Consider the following 19,749-nt stretch of genomic DNA (forward strand, 5'->3'; position numbering starts at 1 on the left):
GCAAATTTAATTTAAATCATCTATTTTTTTTAATTCTTTATAATTTCTATTTAATTTTTTTAGCAAAATTCCATAAACTAATTTGTAAAATAACCAAAGTAAAGTTAATATGATAATTAAGGCAATTATTTGGCTTATTAAAGTTATAGTTATAAATTGACTCATATCCATAGATAAGTTTTTTGGATTCATAATTTTCATCAATTTATTTTCATCAGAAAAAATTATAGAATTAAAAACAACACTTATCAAGAAAAAGGTAGCTAAGTTATAAAAAACATAATATTTTACTGTTTTTCTTATTCCTAAAATATTTATAATTAATTTTTTTGTGTTATCAATGATTGATATTTTTTTGTAATTTTTATAAAATAAAAATAAGAATGCTAAAATTATAACATAATGTAGTATCAAAAAAACATTTAGTAAAGACATTAAATTTAAATCTTCATAAATTACATATATGCTATCTGGAACAAAGAAATTTATTCCGGACCAAAAAAGAAGCTCTAAAACACCTACAATAAAGATCCATTTTACAATAGATGATGACTTTGAATGTGCCATTTTGTAGATATCAATAGAAGAAACTTTATTTTTTTCTTCGGGTTGATTATCCCAAGCTTTTTTATATTTTTCTAATAAATCCATAATTATGGGTTTAATATATTTTTTAATTTTTCTTTTGCTCTGTTCATTTTTACTCTTGCATTTACAGAAGAAATTCCTAATGTTTCAGAAATTTCTTTATAAGGCTTGTCTTCCAAATACAAGAAAATCAATGCCTTTTCAATATCATTTAGTTTATGAACTGCTTTATATAATTCATTTAATTGCTTTTCTTCAGTATCATCATAATCAAATGAAGAAATTCTAAACTCAACTTCACTAATGTCTTGAGTTTTTACTTGCCTTGTTGATTTTCTGTATAAAGAAATTGCTGTATTCAAAGCAACTCTATACATCCATGTACTAAATTTAGAATCTCCTCTAAACTTTGGATAGTTTTTCCAAAGCTGAATGGTTATTTCTTGAAATAAATCGTTATGCGCATCTTGATTTGTAGTATAAAGCCTACAAATTTTATGAGCTATATTTTGATTTTGTTCAAAGTCCGATAAAAATTTAGTTTCTAAATCTTTTTGCACACTTAAAGTTGGGTTAGTTATTTATAAGTAGCGTAAAAGTATAAAAAGTTACATTTTTCTTCATTTTAATTTTAAATTAAATTAAAAGTTTAAATTTGTTGAGTGATAAATGATTAATGATGAACAGTATTAAGATTGACTTTACAATTAAGGACCTTGAAAATATTTCTGGAATAAAAGCTCATACTATTCGGATTTGGGAAAAACGATATAGTTTATTAAAGCCCAAAAGAACTGAGACTAATATTCGTTATTATTCTAATGAGCATCTTCAAAAATTATTAAATATTGTTCTTTTAAATAACAATCAGTTTAAAATATCTAAAATTGCTAAAATGTCAAATGAAGAGATTATTCTTCAATCAAGAGAATTGGCATTTAACATTGCAATTAATGATGAAGCAATTAATGCTTTTAAAGTTGCTATGTTTCAATTTGATAAAGTTTTATTTAATAATACTTATCATAAATTATTGCATAAGAAAAGCTTTAGAGAAGTTTTTAAAGATGTTTTTATTCCTTTTTTAGAGCAAATTGGTTTGCTTTGGCAAACTGACACTTTGTTACCTGCACACGAACATTTTATTTCAAATTTAATAGAACAAAAAATTCAATTAAATACTGAGAAGTTACAGTATAACATAGAAAACTTAAATAAAACATATGTGTTGTTTTTACCAGAAAATGAAATTCATGAGCTGGGAATTTTATACCTAAACTACGAACTAGTTTTAAGAGGGTTTCATACTATTTATTTAGGTCAGAGTTTACCATTAAGTAATCTTAATTATTTTTCTGAAAGTGATATGGAAATTTGTTTTATAACCTCGTTAACTATTCAACCATATGATGATAAAATTGAGAGTTATTTTAATGAGATTAAAGATTTAATGGTTGATAGTAAGGATAGTTTTTTTATAACTGGTAAAAAAGTAGATAAAATAAAACATTTACCTTCTAATGATAATATTAAATTATATAATTCAATTTCTGATTTGTTAAAAGCGTTATAAAATATTTTTAATTTTGTTTATTAAATTCGTATATTTGTTAAACAAAATTAAATATGAATAAAAACGTTTATATAATTGGCTCAGGGTTTTCTTCTTTGTCGGCATCTTGTTACTTGGCAAAAGAGGGTTATAATGTAACGGTTTTAGAAAAAAATTCAACATTAGGGGGAAGGGCAAGACAATACAAAAAAGAAGGTTTCACTTTTGATATTGGTCCTTCTTGGTATTGGATGCCTGATGTTTTTGAACGTTTTTTTTCAGATTTTGGAAAAAAACCTTCTGATTATTACACATTGGATAAATTAAATCCTGGTTACGAAGTTTATTTTGGAGAGAATTCATCAGTAAAGATTTCTAGTGAGTTGAATGAGATTTATAATTTGTTTGAATCTGAAGAAAAAGGTAGTGGAAAGCATTTAGCATCTTTTTTAAATTCTGCAAAAGAAAACTACGATACAGCTATAAAAGACTTGGTTTATAAACCAGGGGTTTCTCCATTAGAATTAGTTACCACAACAACAATTGCAAGAGTAACTCAATTTTTTTCTACGATAAGAAAACAAGTTCGTAAAAATATTAAAAGTCAAAAATTAATTCAAATTTTAGAATTTCCTGTATTATTTTTAGGCGCAAAACCCAGTAATACACCAGCTTTTTATAACTTTATGAATTATGCTGATTTTGGGCTTGGAACGTGGCATCCAAGAGGAGGAATGTATAAAGTTATAGAAGGAATAGTATCTTTAGGAGAGAGTTTAGGTGTTGACTTTAAAACGAACTCAAATGTTGAAAAAATATTAACTGACTCTACAAATAAAGTTTCAGGATTAATTGTTAACGGAGAAGAATTGAGGTCTGATTTGGTTTTAAGTGGTGCAGATTATCATCATACAGAAACTTTGTTAAATAAAAATTTGCATCAATATTCAGATTCTTATTGGGATAAGAAAATTTTTGCACCCTCTTCTTTATTATTTTATGTTGGGTTTGATAAAAAAATAAAAAATGTAAGTCATCATACATTGTTTTTTGATTCAGATTTTGATGCACATGCAGAAGAAATTTACGACAATCCAAAATGGCCCACAAATCCATTATTTTATGCTAACTTTACATCAATTACAGATAAAACGTCTGCTCCTGATGGAAAAGAAGCAGGTTTTTTCTTAATTCCTTTAGCGCCAGATTTAGAAGATACAGAAGATTTAAGAGAGCAATATTTTCATAAAATTATTGATAGATTTGAAAAGTTAACAAATCAATCGGTTAAAGAAAACATCATATTTAAAAAATCTTTTTGTGTAAATGATTTTAAAGAAGAATATAATTCTTATAAAGGTAATGCCTACGGAATGGCAAATACATTATTACAAACAGCATTTTTAAGACCTAATATAAAAAGTAGTAAAGTTGAAAATTTATTTTTTACAGGACAATTAACTGTTCCTGGACCTGGAGTTCCGCCTGCATTAATATCAGGAAAAATTGCATCAGAATTAATTATTAAAAATAAAAACAAATAATATGAAAGAATTATTTGATAGTGTTTCTAACAGTTGTAGTAAATTGGTAACAGAAAAGTATAGTACATCTTTTTCTTTAGCGGTTAATATGTTATCCCCAAAAATTAGAACAGATATTTATAATATTTATGGGTTTGTACGTTTTGCTGATGAAATTGTAGATACTTTTCATGATTATGACAAAGAACTATTAATGACAAACTTTGAACGTGATTATTATATGGCAAAAGAACAAGGTATTAGTTTAAACCCTATTTTAAATTCTTTTCAAAAAACAGTTAATAAATACAATATTCCTGATGCAATGATTGATGCTTTTTTAAAGAGTATGAAAGCAGATTTATATAAAACTGAATATGTAACCAAAGAAGAATATGATGAGTATATTTATGGTTCTGCAGATGTTGTGGGTTTAATGTGTTTAAAAGTTTTTGTAAATGGTGATGATAAAAAGTTTGAAGCTCTTAAAAATGCAGCAATGCGTTTAGGTTCTGCTTTCCAGAAAGTAAATTTTTTACGCGATTTAAAAGACGATTATGAAACTTTAAATCGCTCATATTTTCCTAATATAGACTTAGGAAATTTAGATACTGCTTCTAAAAAAGAAATTATAAATGAAATTGAAGAAGATTTTGATTATGCTTATAAAAACGGAATTTTAAAATTACCAGTTGAGGCTAAATTTGGGGTATATATGGCTTTTAGATATTACAAAAGATTATTAAAAAAACTGAATAAAGTTTCCTCAGAAAAAATTAAAGATACAAGAATTCGTATTTCTAATCCGATGAAAATAAACTTGTTAGCAAGAAGTTATGTTAAGTATAAATTGAATATCATATAATGATGTACGTATTAATTACACTAAGTGTTTTTTTATTTATGGAATGCGTAACTTGGTTTACCCACAAGTTTGTTATGCATGGTTTTGGCTGGTATTTACATGAAGATCATCATCAGCCAAAATACAAAGGAGTCTTCGAAAAAAATGATGCTTTCTTTGTTGTTTTTGCTGTGCCAAGTATTTTACTATTTTATTTTGGAACCTATACAGAACATACTTTTTTATTCTTTATTGGCTTAGGAATTTTGTTTTATGGAATTGCTTATTTTTTAGTACATGATGTTTTAATTCATCAGCGTTTTAAATGGTTTAAACACACAAATAATAGATATTTAAAAGGGTTAAGAAAGGCTCATAAAATACATCACAAGCATTTAGAAAAGGAAGATGGTGAGTGTTTTGGAATGTTGTTTGTGCCTTTAAAATATTTTAAAAAAGCTAAAATTTAGTATTTTCAATCTCTAGATTGAAGTATTATATATTGAAAAAGAATTTCTAGAGTATTTCTGCATAGATTTCTTTGATATTAATTGATTTTATAAAACTAATTTGTTTTATGACTAAATTTACCTCATTATAACCATAATGAATTATTACGACTATATAATTGTTGGAGGAGGGGCATCTGGTTTGATGATGGCTTACAGAATGTCAAAAGACACTTTTTTTGATGATAAATCTATTTTGATTTTAGATAAAAAAAAGAAAAAAATAAACGATAGAACTTGGTGTTATTGGCAAGATAAAAATGATGAATGGCAAGATATTGTAACCAAATCCTGGGGTACTATTATTTTTAAAAGTGATATTCATTCTGCAGAAGAAAGTATTGAACCTTACCAATATAAAATGATTCGTAGTGATGATTTTTACTCAAAAATATGGAAGCAATTAGAAACAAAATCAAATATTAATTTTCAAAAAGCTAGTGTACTTAGTTTTCAACAGTTAGAGGAGGGTGCTCTAGTTAAAACTACTGACAAAGTCTATAAAGCAAACATTATTTTAAATAGTATTTTGTTTTTTGACACTTATAAAAATCAATTTAAATATCCTGTTTTACAGCAACATTTTGTAGGTTTTTTTATAAAAACCAAACACGATTCTTTTAATGATTCTGCTGCCACTTTTATGGATTTTACAGTTGATCAAAAAGAAAATACTCGTTTTATGTATATTTTACCTTATTCTAAAAACGAAGCCTTATTTGAATATACCTTATTTTCAAAAACCTTGTTGGCTTATGATGAATACAAATTAGAAATTGAAAAATATTTAGTAAATAAAAACATTACCGATTATGAAATTGTAGAAAAGGAGAAAGGTTCTATACCTATGACTTCTTATAAGTTCTGGAAACACAATTCTAAAAACATAATTAATATTGGTACTGCAGGTGGTTGGAGTAAAGCTAGTACAGGTTTTACATTTAAAAAAACTTCTATAAAAACGGTAAAATTGATAAAACACATCAAACAAAATGAACCATTAACCGAGTTTCATAAAATTGATAAATTCTGGTTTTACGACTTATTGTTGTTAGATATTCTTTCTAAAAAGAACTATTTAGGTGGATCTATTTTTGCTAAAATGTTTCAAAAAAATCGTCCAAATAAAATATTAAAATTTTTAGATGAAGAAACTTCTTTAGTTGAAGATTTACAAATTACATTGAAAATGCCTCCTAAAAATTTTATAAAAGCACTTTTTCAAAGGATTTTCTAGTCGAAAAAAGCTAAATTTGTTAATATCGTATCTATGTCTATTTTGCAATACTATATTTACTTTAAGTGAATAATAATTTCAATTTTATGAATGAACTTTTAGATTATTTCAAAAAGAATGTTTCAATCCCTGCAGAAATAGAAAATAAACTGAATGAAATTATTGTAGAAAAAAAATTAGTAAAAGGAGAAATAATTCTTGCAGATAATTCTCTTAAAAAAGAACATATTTTTGTTGTAAGTGGTTGTTTACGTTCTTTTTACAAGACAGAAGAAGGTAAAGAATATACCATCCAATTTGCAATTAAAAACTGGTGGATTAGTGATTATATTACCTTGTATACAAATGCTAAATCTATTATAACTATTGAAAGTTTAACACATTCTAAAGTATTAATTCTTGATAAAAATAAGACTGATGAGCTTTATAAAGTATATCCTCCTTTTGAAGTTTTTCAACGTAAAAATTTTGAAAAAAGAACAGCTACACTTCAAAAAAGGATTTTAGGTTTATTAACACTTTCCGCAGCAGAAAAATATAATCAATTTATAAATGATTATGCTGATTTCGAAAAAATAATACCTAATTATCAAATAGCTTCATTTTTAGGAATAACTCCGCAAAGTTTAAGTAGAATTCGAAAAGAAAAATTTAAAAAGTAATTTATTACCATAGGTTCAGTTTTAAAATTAATTCATCAATTATTTTTGTTGCCTAAATAAAAATAAAAAATGAGTTTTTTAGATAAATTAAATGAACGTTATGCTACGAAAGCTATGAACGGCAAAGTAGTATCTCAAGAAAAAATTGACAGTATTTTAGAAGCTATTAGATTAGCACCAACATCAAGTGGATTGCAACCTTTTGAAGTTTTTGTGGTTACAAATGATGCAACAAAAGCTAGTATCAAAGAAATTGCATGGAATCAAACAACTGTAACAGATTGTTCTCATTTATTAGTATTTGCTGCTTGGGATACTTATACAGAAGATCGTATCAATCATATGTTCGATTTAACAAATGAGATTCGTGGATTTAAAAATGAGGGTTGGGAAAATTATCGTCAAATGTTATTGTCTTCTTATCCGCAAAAAGATGCAGAAACAAATTTTGAACATGCTGCAAGACAAACTTATATTGCATTTATGGCAGCAATTACACAAGCTGCATTTGAAGGTGTAGATAATACGCCAATGGAAGGTTTTGATCCAGCTGCTTTAGACAAAATTTTAGGTTTGCGTGAAAAAGGATTACGAAGCACATTATTATTACCATTAGGTTATAAGGATGTAGAAAAAGATTGGTTGGTAAATCTTGTAAAAGTTAGAAAACCAATAGCGCAATTAGTAACAGTTATATCATAAATATTAAAAACAAATAAGATGAAAAAAATATTAATAGCATTAGCAAGTATTATAGTATTAGTTATTATCGTTTTATACTTTACAACTAGGCCAAAATTAGAATCAGATGGCTCTTACAGTCCTTCTAAATTAGCGTTAGCATTAGCTACCGTTGACATAAGTGATTTTGAAAATGTTACTTATCAAAAATATCAAGGTAGCAAAAAAAAGATATTAGTAATTTTTACGGAACAGAAAAACATGACAATGCTAAATGGAAAAATGTTTTCTACAGGAAATCATCCTATAGAATCTTTAGTACCAATGTTGCATTTAAAAAATGCTGGTTTTGAGTTTGAAATTGCCACACAAACAGGAAAACCTGTAATCTTTGAAATGTGGGCGTTTCCAAATAAAGATGAAAATGTTAAAGCCATCTATAATGAATACAAATCTAACTTTGAAAATCCAATGAAATTATTAGATTTTATTGACACTTCATTTCATAAAATAGATTCTTATGCTGCCGTTTTTGTACCTGGAGGTCATGGAGCGATGTTAGGTATTCCTGAAGATAAAAATGTTGGAAAAATATTAAATTGGGCGCATCAAAATGATTTATTTACTATAAGTCTTTGTCATGGTCCAGGAGCATTTTTATCGACGACATTAAATAATCAGAAATTTATTTATGAAGGATATAATATGGCAGTTTTTCCAGATTCAGTTGATAAACAAACTCCAATGATTGGTTACTTACCAGGAAATATGCCTACAACTTTAAGTGAAAAGTTAAAAGGTTTGGGTGTTACAATTATGAATACAGAATCTGATAAAACAGTTTGTTTAGATAGAAAATTAATTACAGGTGCAAGTCCTTTAGCATCAAATGAACTTGGTAAATTGGCAGCCAATACTTTATTAAAAGAGTTTAAATAAAAAACGATAAAAGAATTTTTTAAGGTAATAGCGATTTGAAATTTAATTCAAATCGCTATTTTTATATGCTAAATCTATATAGACTAGTATCTGTTTTATTAATTTTATTGAGGGTATTTCTCGCGAATTTTATCTAAACTCAAATTATGAATACTACCAACATGAGAATGTTGTTTTCCTAAATCGGGCTTGTAATTTCCTGCTTGTACTTGTCCGCCAATTTTTTGATAGGCTTCTCTAAATGACATGCCTTCAACAACTAAATTATTGATGCTGTCAACAGTAAATAAATATTGATATTTTTCATCATTTAAATCGATATCTTTTACAATTACTTGTTGAATTGAGTAATTAAAAATATCTAAAATATCTTTTACATCTTCAAAAGCATTGATAATATTTTCTTTTAATAATTGAAAATCTCTATGATAACCTGTTGGTAAATTGTTGGTAATCATAACCATTTCAGTATGTAGTGCTTGAATTTTATTACATTTTCCACGGATTAATTCAAAAACATCTGGGTTTTTTTTGTGTGGCATAATGCTACTTCCGGTTGTTAATTCATCAGGAAAAGAAATAAAACTAAAATTTTGACTCATATACAAACAAACATCCATGGCAAAACGAGACAAGGTATTGCACAATCCACCTAAAGCAGAAGCAATTGAACGTTCACTTTTCCCTCTACTTAATTGAGCAGCAACAACATTGTATTTTAAAGTTGCAAATTCTAACTCTTTGGTGGTTAATTCTCTGTCAATAGGGAAGGAGCTACCATAACCAGCAGCAGAACCTAAAGGGTTTTGGTCTACAACTTTTGAAACTGCATTTAGCATAAATACATCATCAATTAACAATTCTGCATAGGCAGAAAACCATAATCCGAATGAAGATGGCATTGCAACTTGTAAATGTGTATAACCAGGTAAAAGGCTTTCTTTATGTGTTTCTGCTAAACCTAAAAGAGTATCAAAAAGCGTTTTTGTTTTATCATTGATAATGGATAAATTTTCTTTGTAATACAAATGTAAAGCCACTAAAACTTGATCGTTTCTAGAACGAGCTGTATGAATTTTTTTACCAACTTCACCTAACTTATTGGTTAATTCCCATTCGATTTTAGAATGTACATCTTCAAAAGATTCTTCTATAATAAATGTTCCGTTTTCAATATCATTTGCTAATTCTTGCAAACCTCTTTTTAAATCTTTTAATTCAGCAGCAGTAATGATATTTATAGATTTCAACATTATTGCATGGGCTAAAGAAGCCTGAATATCATATTTTGCAATATGCATGTCAATTTCTCTGTCATTCCCTACAGTAAAAAGTTCTATTTGTTTGTCTATTGAAAATCCTTTATCCCAAAGTTTCATAATTTCTATTTTTTGATGTCATTATGAGGTATGAAGCAATCTCTTTATTGATAGTGAGATAATTTTGTCATATTTCCTCGTTATGATGTTATATTATTTTTTAAACAATTACACGATTCAACAATTCGATGTATATCTTAATTCCTTCTTCAATTTCTGCAAGATAAATAAATTCATCAGCTGAATGTGAGCGTATACTGTCTCCAGGGCCTAATTTTAAAGATTGGCAAGTTAAACAAGCTTGATCTGATAATGTTGGAGAACCATAGGTTTTTCTTCCCATTGCTATTCCTGCTTTTACCAAATCGTGATTTGTTGAAATTGCCGAGGAGTTTAATCGTAAACTTCTTGGCGTTATTTTTGTACAAGGCGATTTTTCTTGTAAAATAGCTGCAATTTCTTGATTAGAATAGGCATCATTTACACGAACATCAATTACTAAATTTACATGTGCAGGAACTACATTGTGTTGTGAACCCGCATTTATTTGCGTTACTGTCATTTTTACATCGCCTAAAGCTTCTGAAGTTTTATCAAACTTAAAATCTTTAAACCACTGTAAAACATCAATTGTATTGTAAATTGAATTGTTATTATTTGGGTGTGCAGCATGACTAGGTGTACCTTCTATAACGGCATCAAAAACAACCAAACCTTTTTCTGCAACAGCTAAATTCATTAATGTTGGTTCGCCAACAATTGCCACATCAATATGCGGAATAATTGGTAACATACTATTTAAACCATTTGGGCCACTACTTTCTTCTTCAGCAGAAGCCACAATAACCAAGTTGTATTTTAGGTTTTCTTGTTCATAATAATGTGTAAAAGTTGCTAGTAATGAAACTAAACAACCACCAGCATCATTACTTCCTAAACCGTAAAGTTTTCCATCTTTTACAATGACTTCAAACGGATCGTTTGTGTAAGCAGAATTTGGTTTTACAGTATCATGATGAGAATTTAGCAATAAAGTTTGTTTGCTTTTATCAAAATATTTATTAGTTGCCCAAACATTATTTTTTGTTCTAGTAAACGGTATTTTATATTGATTAAACCATGCTTCAATAAGTACTGCGGTTTGTTCTTCTTCTGATGAAAATGACTGTGTTACAATCAATTTTTTTAAAAGAGAAATAGCGTTTTCTGTTAATTTTTCGATTGTCATTATATGGTTATAGTTGTAAAATTATCGTTTTCTTTTGTTAACATAGATGTATTTCCCATGTTTACTTTTAATACTCCGTTTTTTAAAGCATCAAAACAATTTTCTAATTTGGGAAGCATTCCGTCTGAAATAATTCCGTCTTTTAATAATTTTTTATAAGTTTCTGAATTAATATTTTTAATGACAGATTCTTTATCACTAAAATCTTGTAGAACACCATTTAACTCAAAACAATAATAGATAGATGTTTCGTAAATTTCACTCATTCCAACTGCAACTTGACTCGTAATCGTATCTGCATTTGTATTTAATAATTGCCCATTTCCATCATGAGTAATTGCACAAAAAACAGGTGTAAAATCAGCTTTTATTAATTTATCAATTGCAATATGATTCACTTTTGTTACATCACCTACAAAACCAAAATCAATTTCTTTTACTGGTCTTTTATCAGATTGAATACTGTTAATATCTGCCCCTGTTAAACCAATTGCATTTGTTTGTAATACTTGCAGTTTTGCCACTACATTTTTATTAACTAAACCTCCATAAACCATAGTAATTACCTCTAAAGTTTCAAGATCAGTAATACGCCTTCCATTAATCATTTTAGATTCAATACCTAATTTAGATGCAATATTTGTGGCACGTTTTCCGCCGCCATGCACTAAAATTTTCTTTCCTTCTAAATTTGAAAATAAGGTTAGAAATTCATTCAAAGAATTTTCATCTTCAATAATATTTCCGCCAATTTTTATGATAGATAATTTTTCCATTTGTTTAATATTCGTTATTGCTAGTTTATCAAGCAATCTCTTTGTTAATAGGCAGATTGCTTCGTGTCTCGCAATGACGTTAGTTGTTTTCTAATATTTTCTTTAAAACCAATTGTGCAGCAAAAGTTCTGTTATTTGCTTGTTCAATAACTAAAGAACTATCACTATCTAAAACAGCATCTTCTACCACAACATTTCTTCTTACTGGCAAACAATGCATAAATTTGGCATTTCCTATTTTTTCTTTTGTTATTGTCCAATTAGGATCTGTGTTTAAGATTTTTCCATAATCATCATAAGAACTCCAGTTTTTTGTGTAGACAAAATCGGCATCTTTAAAAGCTTCTTTTTGATTGTGTAAAATAGGTGTGTCTTTGGTAATTTCTTTACTTAAATTATATCCTTCAGGATTTGTAATTACAAATTCTACATCCATTTTTTGCATTGCTTGTACAAAACTATTTCCAACGGCATGTGGTAACGCCTTTATATGAGGTGCCCAACTTAATACTACTTTTGGCTTTTTCTTTGTTGAATTTTCTGAAACAGTAATTGCGTCCGTTAACCCTTGTAACGGATGACCAGTAGCACTTTCCATACTAATAACTGGTACAGAAGCAAATTTTACAAACGAATTTAAAACCTGCTCACTTTGGTCTTTTTCTTTATCTGTTAAAGTAGGGAAAGCTCTTACTGCAATTATATCACAATATTGAGAAACTACTGCCGCAGCTTCTTTAATGTGTTCTGCAGTATTGCCGTTCATCACAGTTCCATCGCCAAATTCAATTCCCCAAGCATCACCAGAAACATTCATCACAATCGGATTCATTCCTAAATTTAAAGCAGCTTTTTGTGTACTTAAACGTGTACGTAAGCTTGAATTAAAAAACAACATTCCTAATGTTTTGTTTTTTCCCAATTCAATATTTTTTAAAGGATTTGCCTTTATTTCTTTAGCTTCTTTAATCCAAGAGTTAATATTGTCAATGTCGTTTATGGATGTGTAATGTTTCATTTTATATTTTATTTTAACAAGAAATTTAAACCTCTTATAATTATTTTATTTTGGTAAACGGTATTTTGTTGCTAAAAGCATTTGTAATAAAATGATCTTCTAGTCCGTTTACAATCCAAGTTTCTATATTGGCTTTTTTTGCTAGTGATGCAGCTTCAATTTTAGATTCCATTCCGCCAGTTCCGTGTGAAGATTTAGAGCTTACAATTTCATGTTTTAAATCTTCAATATTTATAACTTCTTCAATGGTTATAGGTTTATTTTTTTTGATAGATTCTTTGGTGTAAATACCATGTGTATTGGTTGCTATAATTAACAAATCTACATCTAATAATACAGCTGTTAATGCTGCCAATTTATCATTGTCACCAAATTTAATTTCATCAGTAGCAACTGTGTCATTTTCATTGATTATTGGAATATAATTGTTGTTTACCAATACATTAATTGTATTTACAATATTGGTTTTGCTTTCTTGTTTTTCAAAATCTGAATAGGAGAGAAGGCATTGAGAACTTAACAAACCATATTCTCTAAAAATTTCTTGATAAATTCTAATTAAATGCGGCTGACCAATAGATGCTAAAGCTTGTTTTACAAAAACTTCTTCTTGTTTGCTTTCTAATTTTACAAATTGTTTTGCAACTGCAATTGCACCAGAACTAACAATAACAAATTCGTAAGTATCTTTTAGTTTTGCAATTTGATTTGCAATATCTTCAATTTTTCCTCTCGAAATATTATTGGTTTCTTTGGTTAAAGTATTGGATCCAATCTTTAATAAAATTCGTTTCTTTTTTTGCATTAAAATTCTAATTTAACAACTAACTTCTAATTTGCCCATTTCCAAAAACATACCATTTATTTGTAACTAAATGCTGTAAACCAATCGGTCCACGTTGATGTAATTTGTCCGTACTTATTGCCAATTCTCCACCTAAACCTAATTGACCTCCATCTGTAAAACGTGTAGATGCATTATGATACACAGCAGCAGTATCTACATTTTCCATAAACGTTTTTGCAACATCATTATTTGTTGTGATAATTGCAGATGAATGCCCACCAGAAAACTTATTAATCATTTCAATGGCTTTTTCTGTAGACAAAATTTCACCAACAACAATTTTATAATCTAAAAATTCCTCGGACCAAACTGTGTTAGATTCTATTTCTTTGATATTATGGTTTTTAGATGTTTTTTTATCCCCTAAAACTTGAATATTGAAATTGTTTAATTTTGATATTAAAGTTTGTATAAATTCTTCTTTATTCGGTAAATTTTCATCAATTAAAACTTTATCGACAGCATTACAAGCAGATATTTTTGATTTTCCATTTAAAATAACATCAAAAGCAATTTTAATATCAGCTTCTTTTTCAACATAAACAAAGTTGTTTCCACGACCGCTAATTATCACCGGGCAAGTTGCATGTTGTTTTACAAAAGCAATTAATTTTTCGCCACCTCTGGGTACAATTAAATCTACTTTTTGAGTTGGATTTTCTAAAAATGCTTGTGTTTCTATTCTGTTAAACTGTAAATATTCTACCCAATTTGTTGATGAATTATGTTGCTTTAAAGCTTTATGCCAAAGTTCAACAATTTTTAAGTTTGATTTTAAAGACTCTTTTCCGCCTTTTAAAAGTATTTTATTTCCAGATTTAAAAGCAATTCCTGCAGCTTCAACAGTAACATCTGGTCTTGATTCATAAATTATTAAAACAGAACCGAAAGAAGCTGTTTTATTATATACTTGCATACCATTGTCGTGTTTAAAACTAAAACGTTCTACACCAACAGGATCGTTTTGAGAAGCCAAATGTTTTGCAGCAGCAATCATTTCATCAACTTTTGCATCATCAACTTTTAAACGATCAAACATAGAAATATCATCACCTTTATAAGCCTCTAAATCTTCTTTGTTAATATTTATTATTTTGTTTCTTTCTTGATCCAAAAGTTCAGCCATTGTTAATAAAACAGCATTTCTAGTATCTATGGATAGTAAGGTATTCATGTGTTATTTTCTAATTGTGTATGGCATCAACTAATGCTTCAAAAAATTGATTGATATGATCTTTCTTTATGGTTAAAGGAGGTAAAATTCTTAATAATTTTTTATTAGCCGCACCACCAGTAAAAATATGATAATCGTAAATTAGTTTCTTGCGTAAATCGCCAACTTCAAAATCGAATTCTAAACCAAGCATTAAGCCTCTTCCTTTAATATTTTTAATTTCAGGAATCGTTTTTGCTATTTTGATAAAATACTCAGAAATAGTGTGAACATTATCGATTAAGGATTCATCTTGAATAACATTTAAAACTGATAAGCCAGCGGCACAAGCTAAATGATTTCCTCCAAAAGTAGTACCTAACATACCAAATTTTGCTTCTATACTTGGGTGAATTAAAACTCCACCAATTGGAAAACCATTTCCCATTCCTTTAGCAATAGAAATAACATCTGGAGTTACATTATAATGCTGAAAAGCAAAAAACTTACCAGAACGACCATAGCCAGATTGAACTTCATCTGCAATAAAAAATGTATTGTTTGCTTTACAAAGTACATCAACTTGCTCAAAAAACTCTGTAGTTGCTTGGTCTAAGCCACCAACTCCCTGAATAAACTCTACAATAACTGCACAAACATCACCTTTTTCAAGTTCAGTTTTTACGCCATTAATATCGTTTAAATCTAATATAGTAACTTGTTGTTGCGCGTTTATTGGTGCAATTATATTTTTATTATCAGTGGCAGCTACTGCAGCAGAAGTTCTTCCATGAAATCCGTTTTTAAAAGCTACAACTCTAGATTTATTGGTTTTAAAGGAAGCTAATTTTAATGCGTTTTCATTTGCTTCAGCTCCAGAATTACATAAAAATAATTCGTAGTCTTTACAGTCAGAAACAATTTCTAATTTATCTGCAAGTTGCTTTTGTAACGAGTTTTGAACGGCATTTGAATAAAAACCCAATTTTGCAACTTGATCAGAAATTGCTGTTACATATTTAGTGTGTGAGTGTCCAATTGAAATGACTGCATGACCACCATATAAATCTAAATATTCAGTATCATTTTCATCATATACAAATAGACCTTTTCCTGCAACAGGTGTTACATTATAAAGTGGATATACGTTAAATAGTGGCATTTTATGTTGTTTTAATTTGGTTAATTTTTTCAAAAGATGCGTTAATTCCTTTTATTAAGGAAGAACTTAACCCTTGATGTTCCATTTCATTTAATCCTTCAATAGTGCAACCTCCAGGAGTTGTTACTCTGTCTATTTCTGCTTCAGGATGATTGCCAGATTCTTTTAATAAGCTAGCTGCACCAAAACAAGTTTGCATTGCTAATTCATGAGCTTCATCAGCTTCAAAACCTAATTGAATAGCACCTTGTGTTGTTGCACGAATTAAGCGCATCCAAAAAGCAATTCCGCTTGCACAAATTACAGTTGCAGCTTGTAGCTGCTCTTCAGGAATTTCCATTGAACTTCCTAAACTATTAAAAATTGTTTTTGCTAAAGATATTTTTTCTTTTCCTTTTATATTTGGAGAAAGACAAGTCATAGACTGCCCAACAGCAGCAGCTGTATTTGGCATAGAGCGAATTATAAAACGATCAACCCCAACAATATCTTCAATTTTTGCTATAGAAAACCCTGTTATTACTGTGATTATAACATGATTTTCTTTTAAAAGGTGTTTGGTGTCTTTTAAAATTTTCTCTAAATGTCTTGGTTGAACAGCGAATATTAAAATATCAGAATTTTTAATAGCTTTTTCATTATCAGAAGTTAGTAAGACTTCGTCATAAGCATTAAAATCTGCAATTGAATTTATATTTCGTTTTGTTAAGTATAAAGAATTTACAACTTTATTATTCAATAAACCTTTTGCTATCGATTGTCCTAAACTTCCTGCTCCTATAATTGCTGCTTTCATAATTTATTTTCTTTTGAGCGTTAACCTAAAGGTTTCGCTTTACTTCTCTCTTTTTTATTTCTAAAAATAATTTGCTTTTAAATTTAAACCTAACGTTTCTTCAAAACCAAACATTAAATTTAGATTTTGAATTGCTGCTCCAGAAGCACCTTTTAAAAGATTATCAATTGTACTTGTAATTAATAATTTATTACCATGTTTTTCTAAACCAATGATGCATTTATTTGTATTTACTACTTGTTTCATATGTACTTTAGCATCAGAAACGAATGTAAAAGCAGCATCCTTGTAATATTCTTTATACATTTGTGTAGCTTCTTCAATAGAACCATCAAATTTTGTATACGTTGTAGCAAAAATTCCTCTAGAAAAATTCCCTCTATTTGGCATAAAGTTAATTTCAGAATTAAAATTACTTTGTAGTTGATTTACAGACTGGTGTATTTCTCCTAAATGTTGATGGTTAAATGCTTTGTAATGAGAAAAATTATTATCTCTCCATGTAAAATGTGTGGTTGCAGATAAAGAAGTACCAGCACCAGTTGCTCCAGTTACTGCGTTTATATGAACATCATTTTTTAACAATCCATTTGCGGCTAAAGGTAAAATTGCCAATTGCAAAGCAGTAGCAAAACAACCAGGATTTGCAATGTGTTTAGCCGATTTTATAGTTTCTTTTTGTAATTCTGGTAAACCATATACAAATTCTTTTCCGTCTAAATTTTTATCTGCAATTAATCTAAAATCGTTACTTAAATCAATAATTTTTGTGTTCTCAGAAAAACTGTTTGATTTTAGAAATGCCGTTGAATTTCCATGACCTAAACACAAAAAAAGTACATCAACTTCTGAATTAATTTCATTAGAAAAACTAATTTCTGTGCTGCCAATTAAATCTTGATGAACTTTATATAACTTATTGCCAGCATTAGATGTGCTATACACAAAATCGATATTTGTTTCTGGGTGATTTAACAGCAGTCTAATTAATTCTCCAGCTGTATAACCTGCACCCCCAATGATTCCTATTTGTAACATTATTTTATATTGTTTACCTGTTGATAAATTTTATTCTGATTTCCAATAATCTTTATAAACCCTTTTGCATCGTTTGCTGTCCAAGCTTTATTTTCTTCTCCATAGGTGCTAAATTTGCTAGACATTAAATCATGATCAGAAATAATTCCATCCAAAGAAAAATGATATGGTTTTAACGTAACTACAACATTACCAGAAACCATTTTTTGAGAACTTTGTAAAAAAGCTTCCGTGTCTCTCATCACGGGGTCTAAATATTGACCTTCATGTAAATGCATTCCGTAAAAACTAGACAAATATTCTTTGTGTTGTAGTTGCCATTTTGTTAAGGTGTGTTTTTCTAATAAATGATGCGCTTTTATTGTAATTAAAGCCGCAGCTGCTTCAAAACCAACTCTTCCTTTAGTACCAACAATAGTATCACCAACATGAATGTCTCTACCAATTGCAAATTTAGAAGCAGTATTATTTAGTTTTTCAATATTTACTTCAGGTTTATTTGCTTTACCATTTAAAGCAACAAATTCTCCATTTTTAAAAGTTAAGGTTACTTTTTCTTCCTCTTCTTTTTCTAGTTGTGAAGGATAAGCTTCGCTAGGTAAAGGTTTTTCAGATTTTAAAGTTTCTACACCACCAACGCTTGTTCCCCAAAGCCCTTTATTTACTGAGTATTTAGATTTTTCCCAAGGCATATCAACTCCTTCAGATTTTAAATAATCTATTTCTTCTTGTCTTGTTAATTTTTGATCTCTAATTGGCGTAATAATTTTAATACTAGGCGCCAATGTTTGAAAAATCATATCAAAACGAACTTGGTCGTTACCTGCACCAGTGCTACCATGAGCAATATATTCTGCATCAATACTTTTTGCGTATTCAATAATTTCTATAGCTTGTATAATTCTTTCTGCACTAACAGATAGAGGGTAGGTACTATTTTTTAAAACGTTACCAAAAATTAAATACTTTACAACTTTATTATAAAAGGTGGCAACGGCATCAATATTTTTATAAGTTGTAACTCCCATTTTATAGGCGTTACTTTCTATGTTTTTAATTTCTTCTGTATCAAAACCACCTGTATTAACACTTACAGCATGCACTTCATATTCCTTTGATAAACTTACGGCGCAATAAGAAGTATCTAAACCTCCACTATATGCAATTACTAATTTTTTCATTTTTTATCTTTTTTTAGAAACAAGTTCTGTTTTATATTTTTTAATCTTTTAAATACGTTTTCTTTTACTTCAGAAGTTTCTTCTGAGTTTTGCTTTTTAGGATCAAATAACATGCCTGTACACAAACACATTTTTCTTTCTGTTCTTGTTAAAACATCAAAATTTCTACATGTTTTACAACCATCCCAAAAAGATTGGTCATCTGTAAGTTCTGAAAAAGTTACTGGTTTATAACCTAAATCGCTATTTAATTTCATTACAGCTAAGCCTGTTGTAATACTAAATACTTTTGCTTCTGGAAACTTAGTTCTAGAATGCTTAAATATTACTTGTTTAATTTGTTTTGCAAGCCCTATATTTCTATAGTCTGGATGTACAATTAAACCAGAATTTGCAACAAACTTTCCATGTCCCCATTTTTCTATATAACAAAATCCTGCAAATTTATTGCCATCTAAAGCAATTACAGCGTTACCATTTTCCATTTTTTCAGACACATAAGCTGGTTGACGTTTTGCAATACCAGTACCTCTTACTTTTGCAGCTTCTGCTATGGTGTCGCAAATTATATTTGCGTAAACGGTATGTGACTTGTTAGCAATTACAATTTCCATTGCATTGTATTTTAATTTTATAAAGTTGTTATTTGTTTTTCTTTTTGTGTAGAATTGGACTCACCTGAATTCTTTAAATAAA

General features: G+C 28.5%; 21 protein-coding genes. 8 read left to right on the forward strand and 13 right to left on the reverse strand.

What is annotated here, in order from left to right:
• Positions 1–6: 6 nt before the first annotated feature.
• Entirely contained in the window at positions 7–651 is a 645-nt protein-coding gene (locus Q0733_RS08985; protein ID WP_298781549.1) for a hypothetical protein, read from the reverse strand.
• A 2-nt stretch (positions 652–653) separates the two neighbouring features.
• The gene (locus Q0733_RS08990) at positions 654–1,148 is read right to left on the reverse strand and encodes an RNA polymerase sigma factor (protein WP_298781552.1); all 495 of its coding nucleotides are present in this window, start codon (positions 1,146–1,148) and stop codon (positions 654–656) included.
• Between the two features lie 119 nt (positions 1,149–1,267).
• Between Q0733_RS08990 and Q0733_RS08995 the strand changes: the two genes are divergently transcribed.
• The 8 genes from Q0733_RS08995 (at position 1,268) to hchA (ending at position 8,535) form a co-directional block, all read left to right on the forward strand.
• A complete protein-coding gene (locus Q0733_RS08995; RefSeq protein ID WP_298781554.1) occupies positions 1,268–2,161 on the forward strand; it encodes a MerR family transcriptional regulator in 894 nt (297 codons plus the stop codon).
• 53 nt (positions 2,162–2,214) lie between these two features.
• Positions 2,215–3,684, forward strand: a complete 1,470-nt coding sequence (locus tag Q0733_RS09000) for an NAD(P)/FAD-dependent oxidoreductase (protein ID WP_298781557.1) — start codon at positions 2,215–2,217, stop codon at positions 3,682–3,684.
• A 1-nt stretch (position 3,685) separates the two neighbouring features.
• Positions 3,686–4,528: a phytoene/squalene synthase family protein gene (locus tag Q0733_RS09005; protein ID WP_298781559.1), complete on the forward strand. Its 843-nt coding sequence runs from the start codon at positions 3,686–3,688 to the stop codon at positions 4,526–4,528.
• A complete protein-coding gene (locus tag Q0733_RS09010; RefSeq protein WP_298781561.1) occupies positions 4,528–4,977 on the forward strand; it encodes a sterol desaturase family protein in 450 nt (149 codons plus the stop codon). The genes Q0733_RS09005 and Q0733_RS09010 overlap by 1 nt, the downstream gene beginning before the upstream one ends.
• A gap of 136 nt (positions 4,978–5,113) precedes the next feature.
• Positions 5,114–6,253, forward strand: a complete 1,140-nt coding sequence (locus Q0733_RS09015; protein ID WP_298781563.1) for a lycopene cyclase family protein — start codon at positions 5,114–5,116, stop codon at positions 6,251–6,253.
• An 86-nt stretch (positions 6,254–6,339) separates the two neighbouring features.
• Positions 6,340–6,915, forward strand: a complete 576-nt coding sequence (locus Q0733_RS09020) for a Crp/Fnr family transcriptional regulator (protein ID WP_298781566.1) — start codon at positions 6,340–6,342, stop codon at positions 6,913–6,915.
• 69 nt (positions 6,916–6,984) lie between these two features.
• The gene (locus Q0733_RS09025; RefSeq protein ID WP_298781569.1) at positions 6,985–7,617 is read left to right on the forward strand and encodes a nitroreductase family protein; all 633 of its coding nucleotides are present in this window, start codon (positions 6,985–6,987) and stop codon (positions 7,615–7,617) included.
• Positions 7,618–7,635: 18 nt separating this feature from the next.
• Positions 7,636–8,535, forward strand: a complete 900-nt coding sequence (gene hchA / locus Q0733_RS09030) for a glyoxalase III HchA (RefSeq protein ID WP_298781572.1) — start codon at positions 7,636–7,638, stop codon at positions 8,533–8,535.
• A 104-nt stretch (positions 8,536–8,639) separates the two neighbouring features.
• On the opposite strand, the gene argH is transcribed toward hchA, so the two are convergent.
• From argH to Q0733_RS09085, 11 genes are all read right to left on the reverse strand, one after another.
• Positions 8,640–9,914, reverse strand: coding sequence for an argininosuccinate lyase (gene argH / locus Q0733_RS09035; RefSeq protein ID WP_298781575.1), 1,275 nt, complete (start codon positions 9,912–9,914; stop codon positions 8,640–8,642).
• A gap of 100 nt (positions 9,915–10,014) precedes the next feature.
• The gene (locus tag Q0733_RS09040; RefSeq protein WP_298781578.1) at positions 10,015–11,082 is read right to left on the reverse strand and encodes a M20 family metallo-hydrolase; all 1,068 of its coding nucleotides are present in this window, start codon (positions 11,080–11,082) and stop codon (positions 10,015–10,017) included.
• Positions 11,082–11,858 carry an acetylglutamate kinase gene (argB, locus tag Q0733_RS09045; protein WP_298781580.1) on the reverse strand — a complete coding sequence of 259 codons (777 nt, stop codon included), beginning with the start codon at positions 11,856–11,858 and terminating at the stop codon, positions 11,082–11,084. Before argB ends, Q0733_RS09040 begins: the two co-directional genes overlap by 1 nt.
• Positions 11,859–11,937: 79 nt before the next feature.
• A complete protein-coding gene (locus tag Q0733_RS09050) occupies positions 11,938–12,876 on the reverse strand; it encodes an N-acetylornithine carbamoyltransferase (protein WP_298781583.1) in 939 nt (312 codons plus the stop codon).
• Between the two features lie 40 nt (positions 12,877–12,916).
• Positions 12,917–13,681, reverse strand: coding sequence for a glutamate 5-kinase (gene proB / locus Q0733_RS09055; protein WP_298781586.1), 765 nt, complete (start codon positions 13,679–13,681; stop codon positions 12,917–12,919).
• A 19-nt stretch (positions 13,682–13,700) separates the two neighbouring features.
• Positions 13,701–14,897, reverse strand: a complete 1,197-nt coding sequence (locus tag Q0733_RS09060; protein WP_298781589.1) for a glutamate-5-semialdehyde dehydrogenase — start codon at positions 14,895–14,897, stop codon at positions 13,701–13,703.
• 10 nt (positions 14,898–14,907) lie between these two features.
• A complete protein-coding gene (locus Q0733_RS09065; protein ID WP_298781591.1) occupies positions 14,908–16,038 on the reverse strand; it encodes an aminotransferase class III-fold pyridoxal phosphate-dependent enzyme in 1,131 nt (376 codons plus the stop codon).
• Position 16,039: 1 nt separating this feature from the next.
• Positions 16,040–16,834 (reverse strand): pyrroline-5-carboxylate reductase, encoded by a 795-nt coding sequence (gene proC, locus Q0733_RS09070; protein WP_298781594.1) that lies wholly within the window; start codon positions 16,832–16,834, stop codon positions 16,040–16,042.
• A 60-nt stretch (positions 16,835–16,894) separates the two neighbouring features.
• A complete protein-coding gene (argC, locus tag Q0733_RS09075; RefSeq protein WP_298781596.1) occupies positions 16,895–17,872 on the reverse strand; it encodes an N-acetyl-gamma-glutamyl-phosphate reductase in 978 nt (325 codons plus the stop codon).
• The gene (locus Q0733_RS09080) at positions 17,872–19,053 is read right to left on the reverse strand and encodes an argininosuccinate synthase domain-containing protein (protein ID WP_298781598.1); all 1,182 of its coding nucleotides are present in this window, start codon (positions 19,051–19,053) and stop codon (positions 17,872–17,874) included. Before Q0733_RS09080 ends, argC begins: the two co-directional genes overlap by 1 nt.
• Positions 19,050–19,667: a GNAT family N-acetyltransferase gene (locus Q0733_RS09085; RefSeq protein WP_298781600.1), complete on the reverse strand. Its 618-nt coding sequence runs from the start codon at positions 19,665–19,667 to the stop codon at positions 19,050–19,052. Before Q0733_RS09085 ends, Q0733_RS09080 begins: the two co-directional genes overlap by 4 nt.
• Positions 19,668–19,749 lie beyond the last annotated feature (82 nt).

The sequence above is a fragment of the uncultured Polaribacter sp. genome (genome assembly GCF_947500975.1).
In the GTDB taxonomy this organism is placed as follows: domain Bacteria; phylum Bacteroidota; class Bacteroidia; order Flavobacteriales; family Flavobacteriaceae; genus Polaribacter.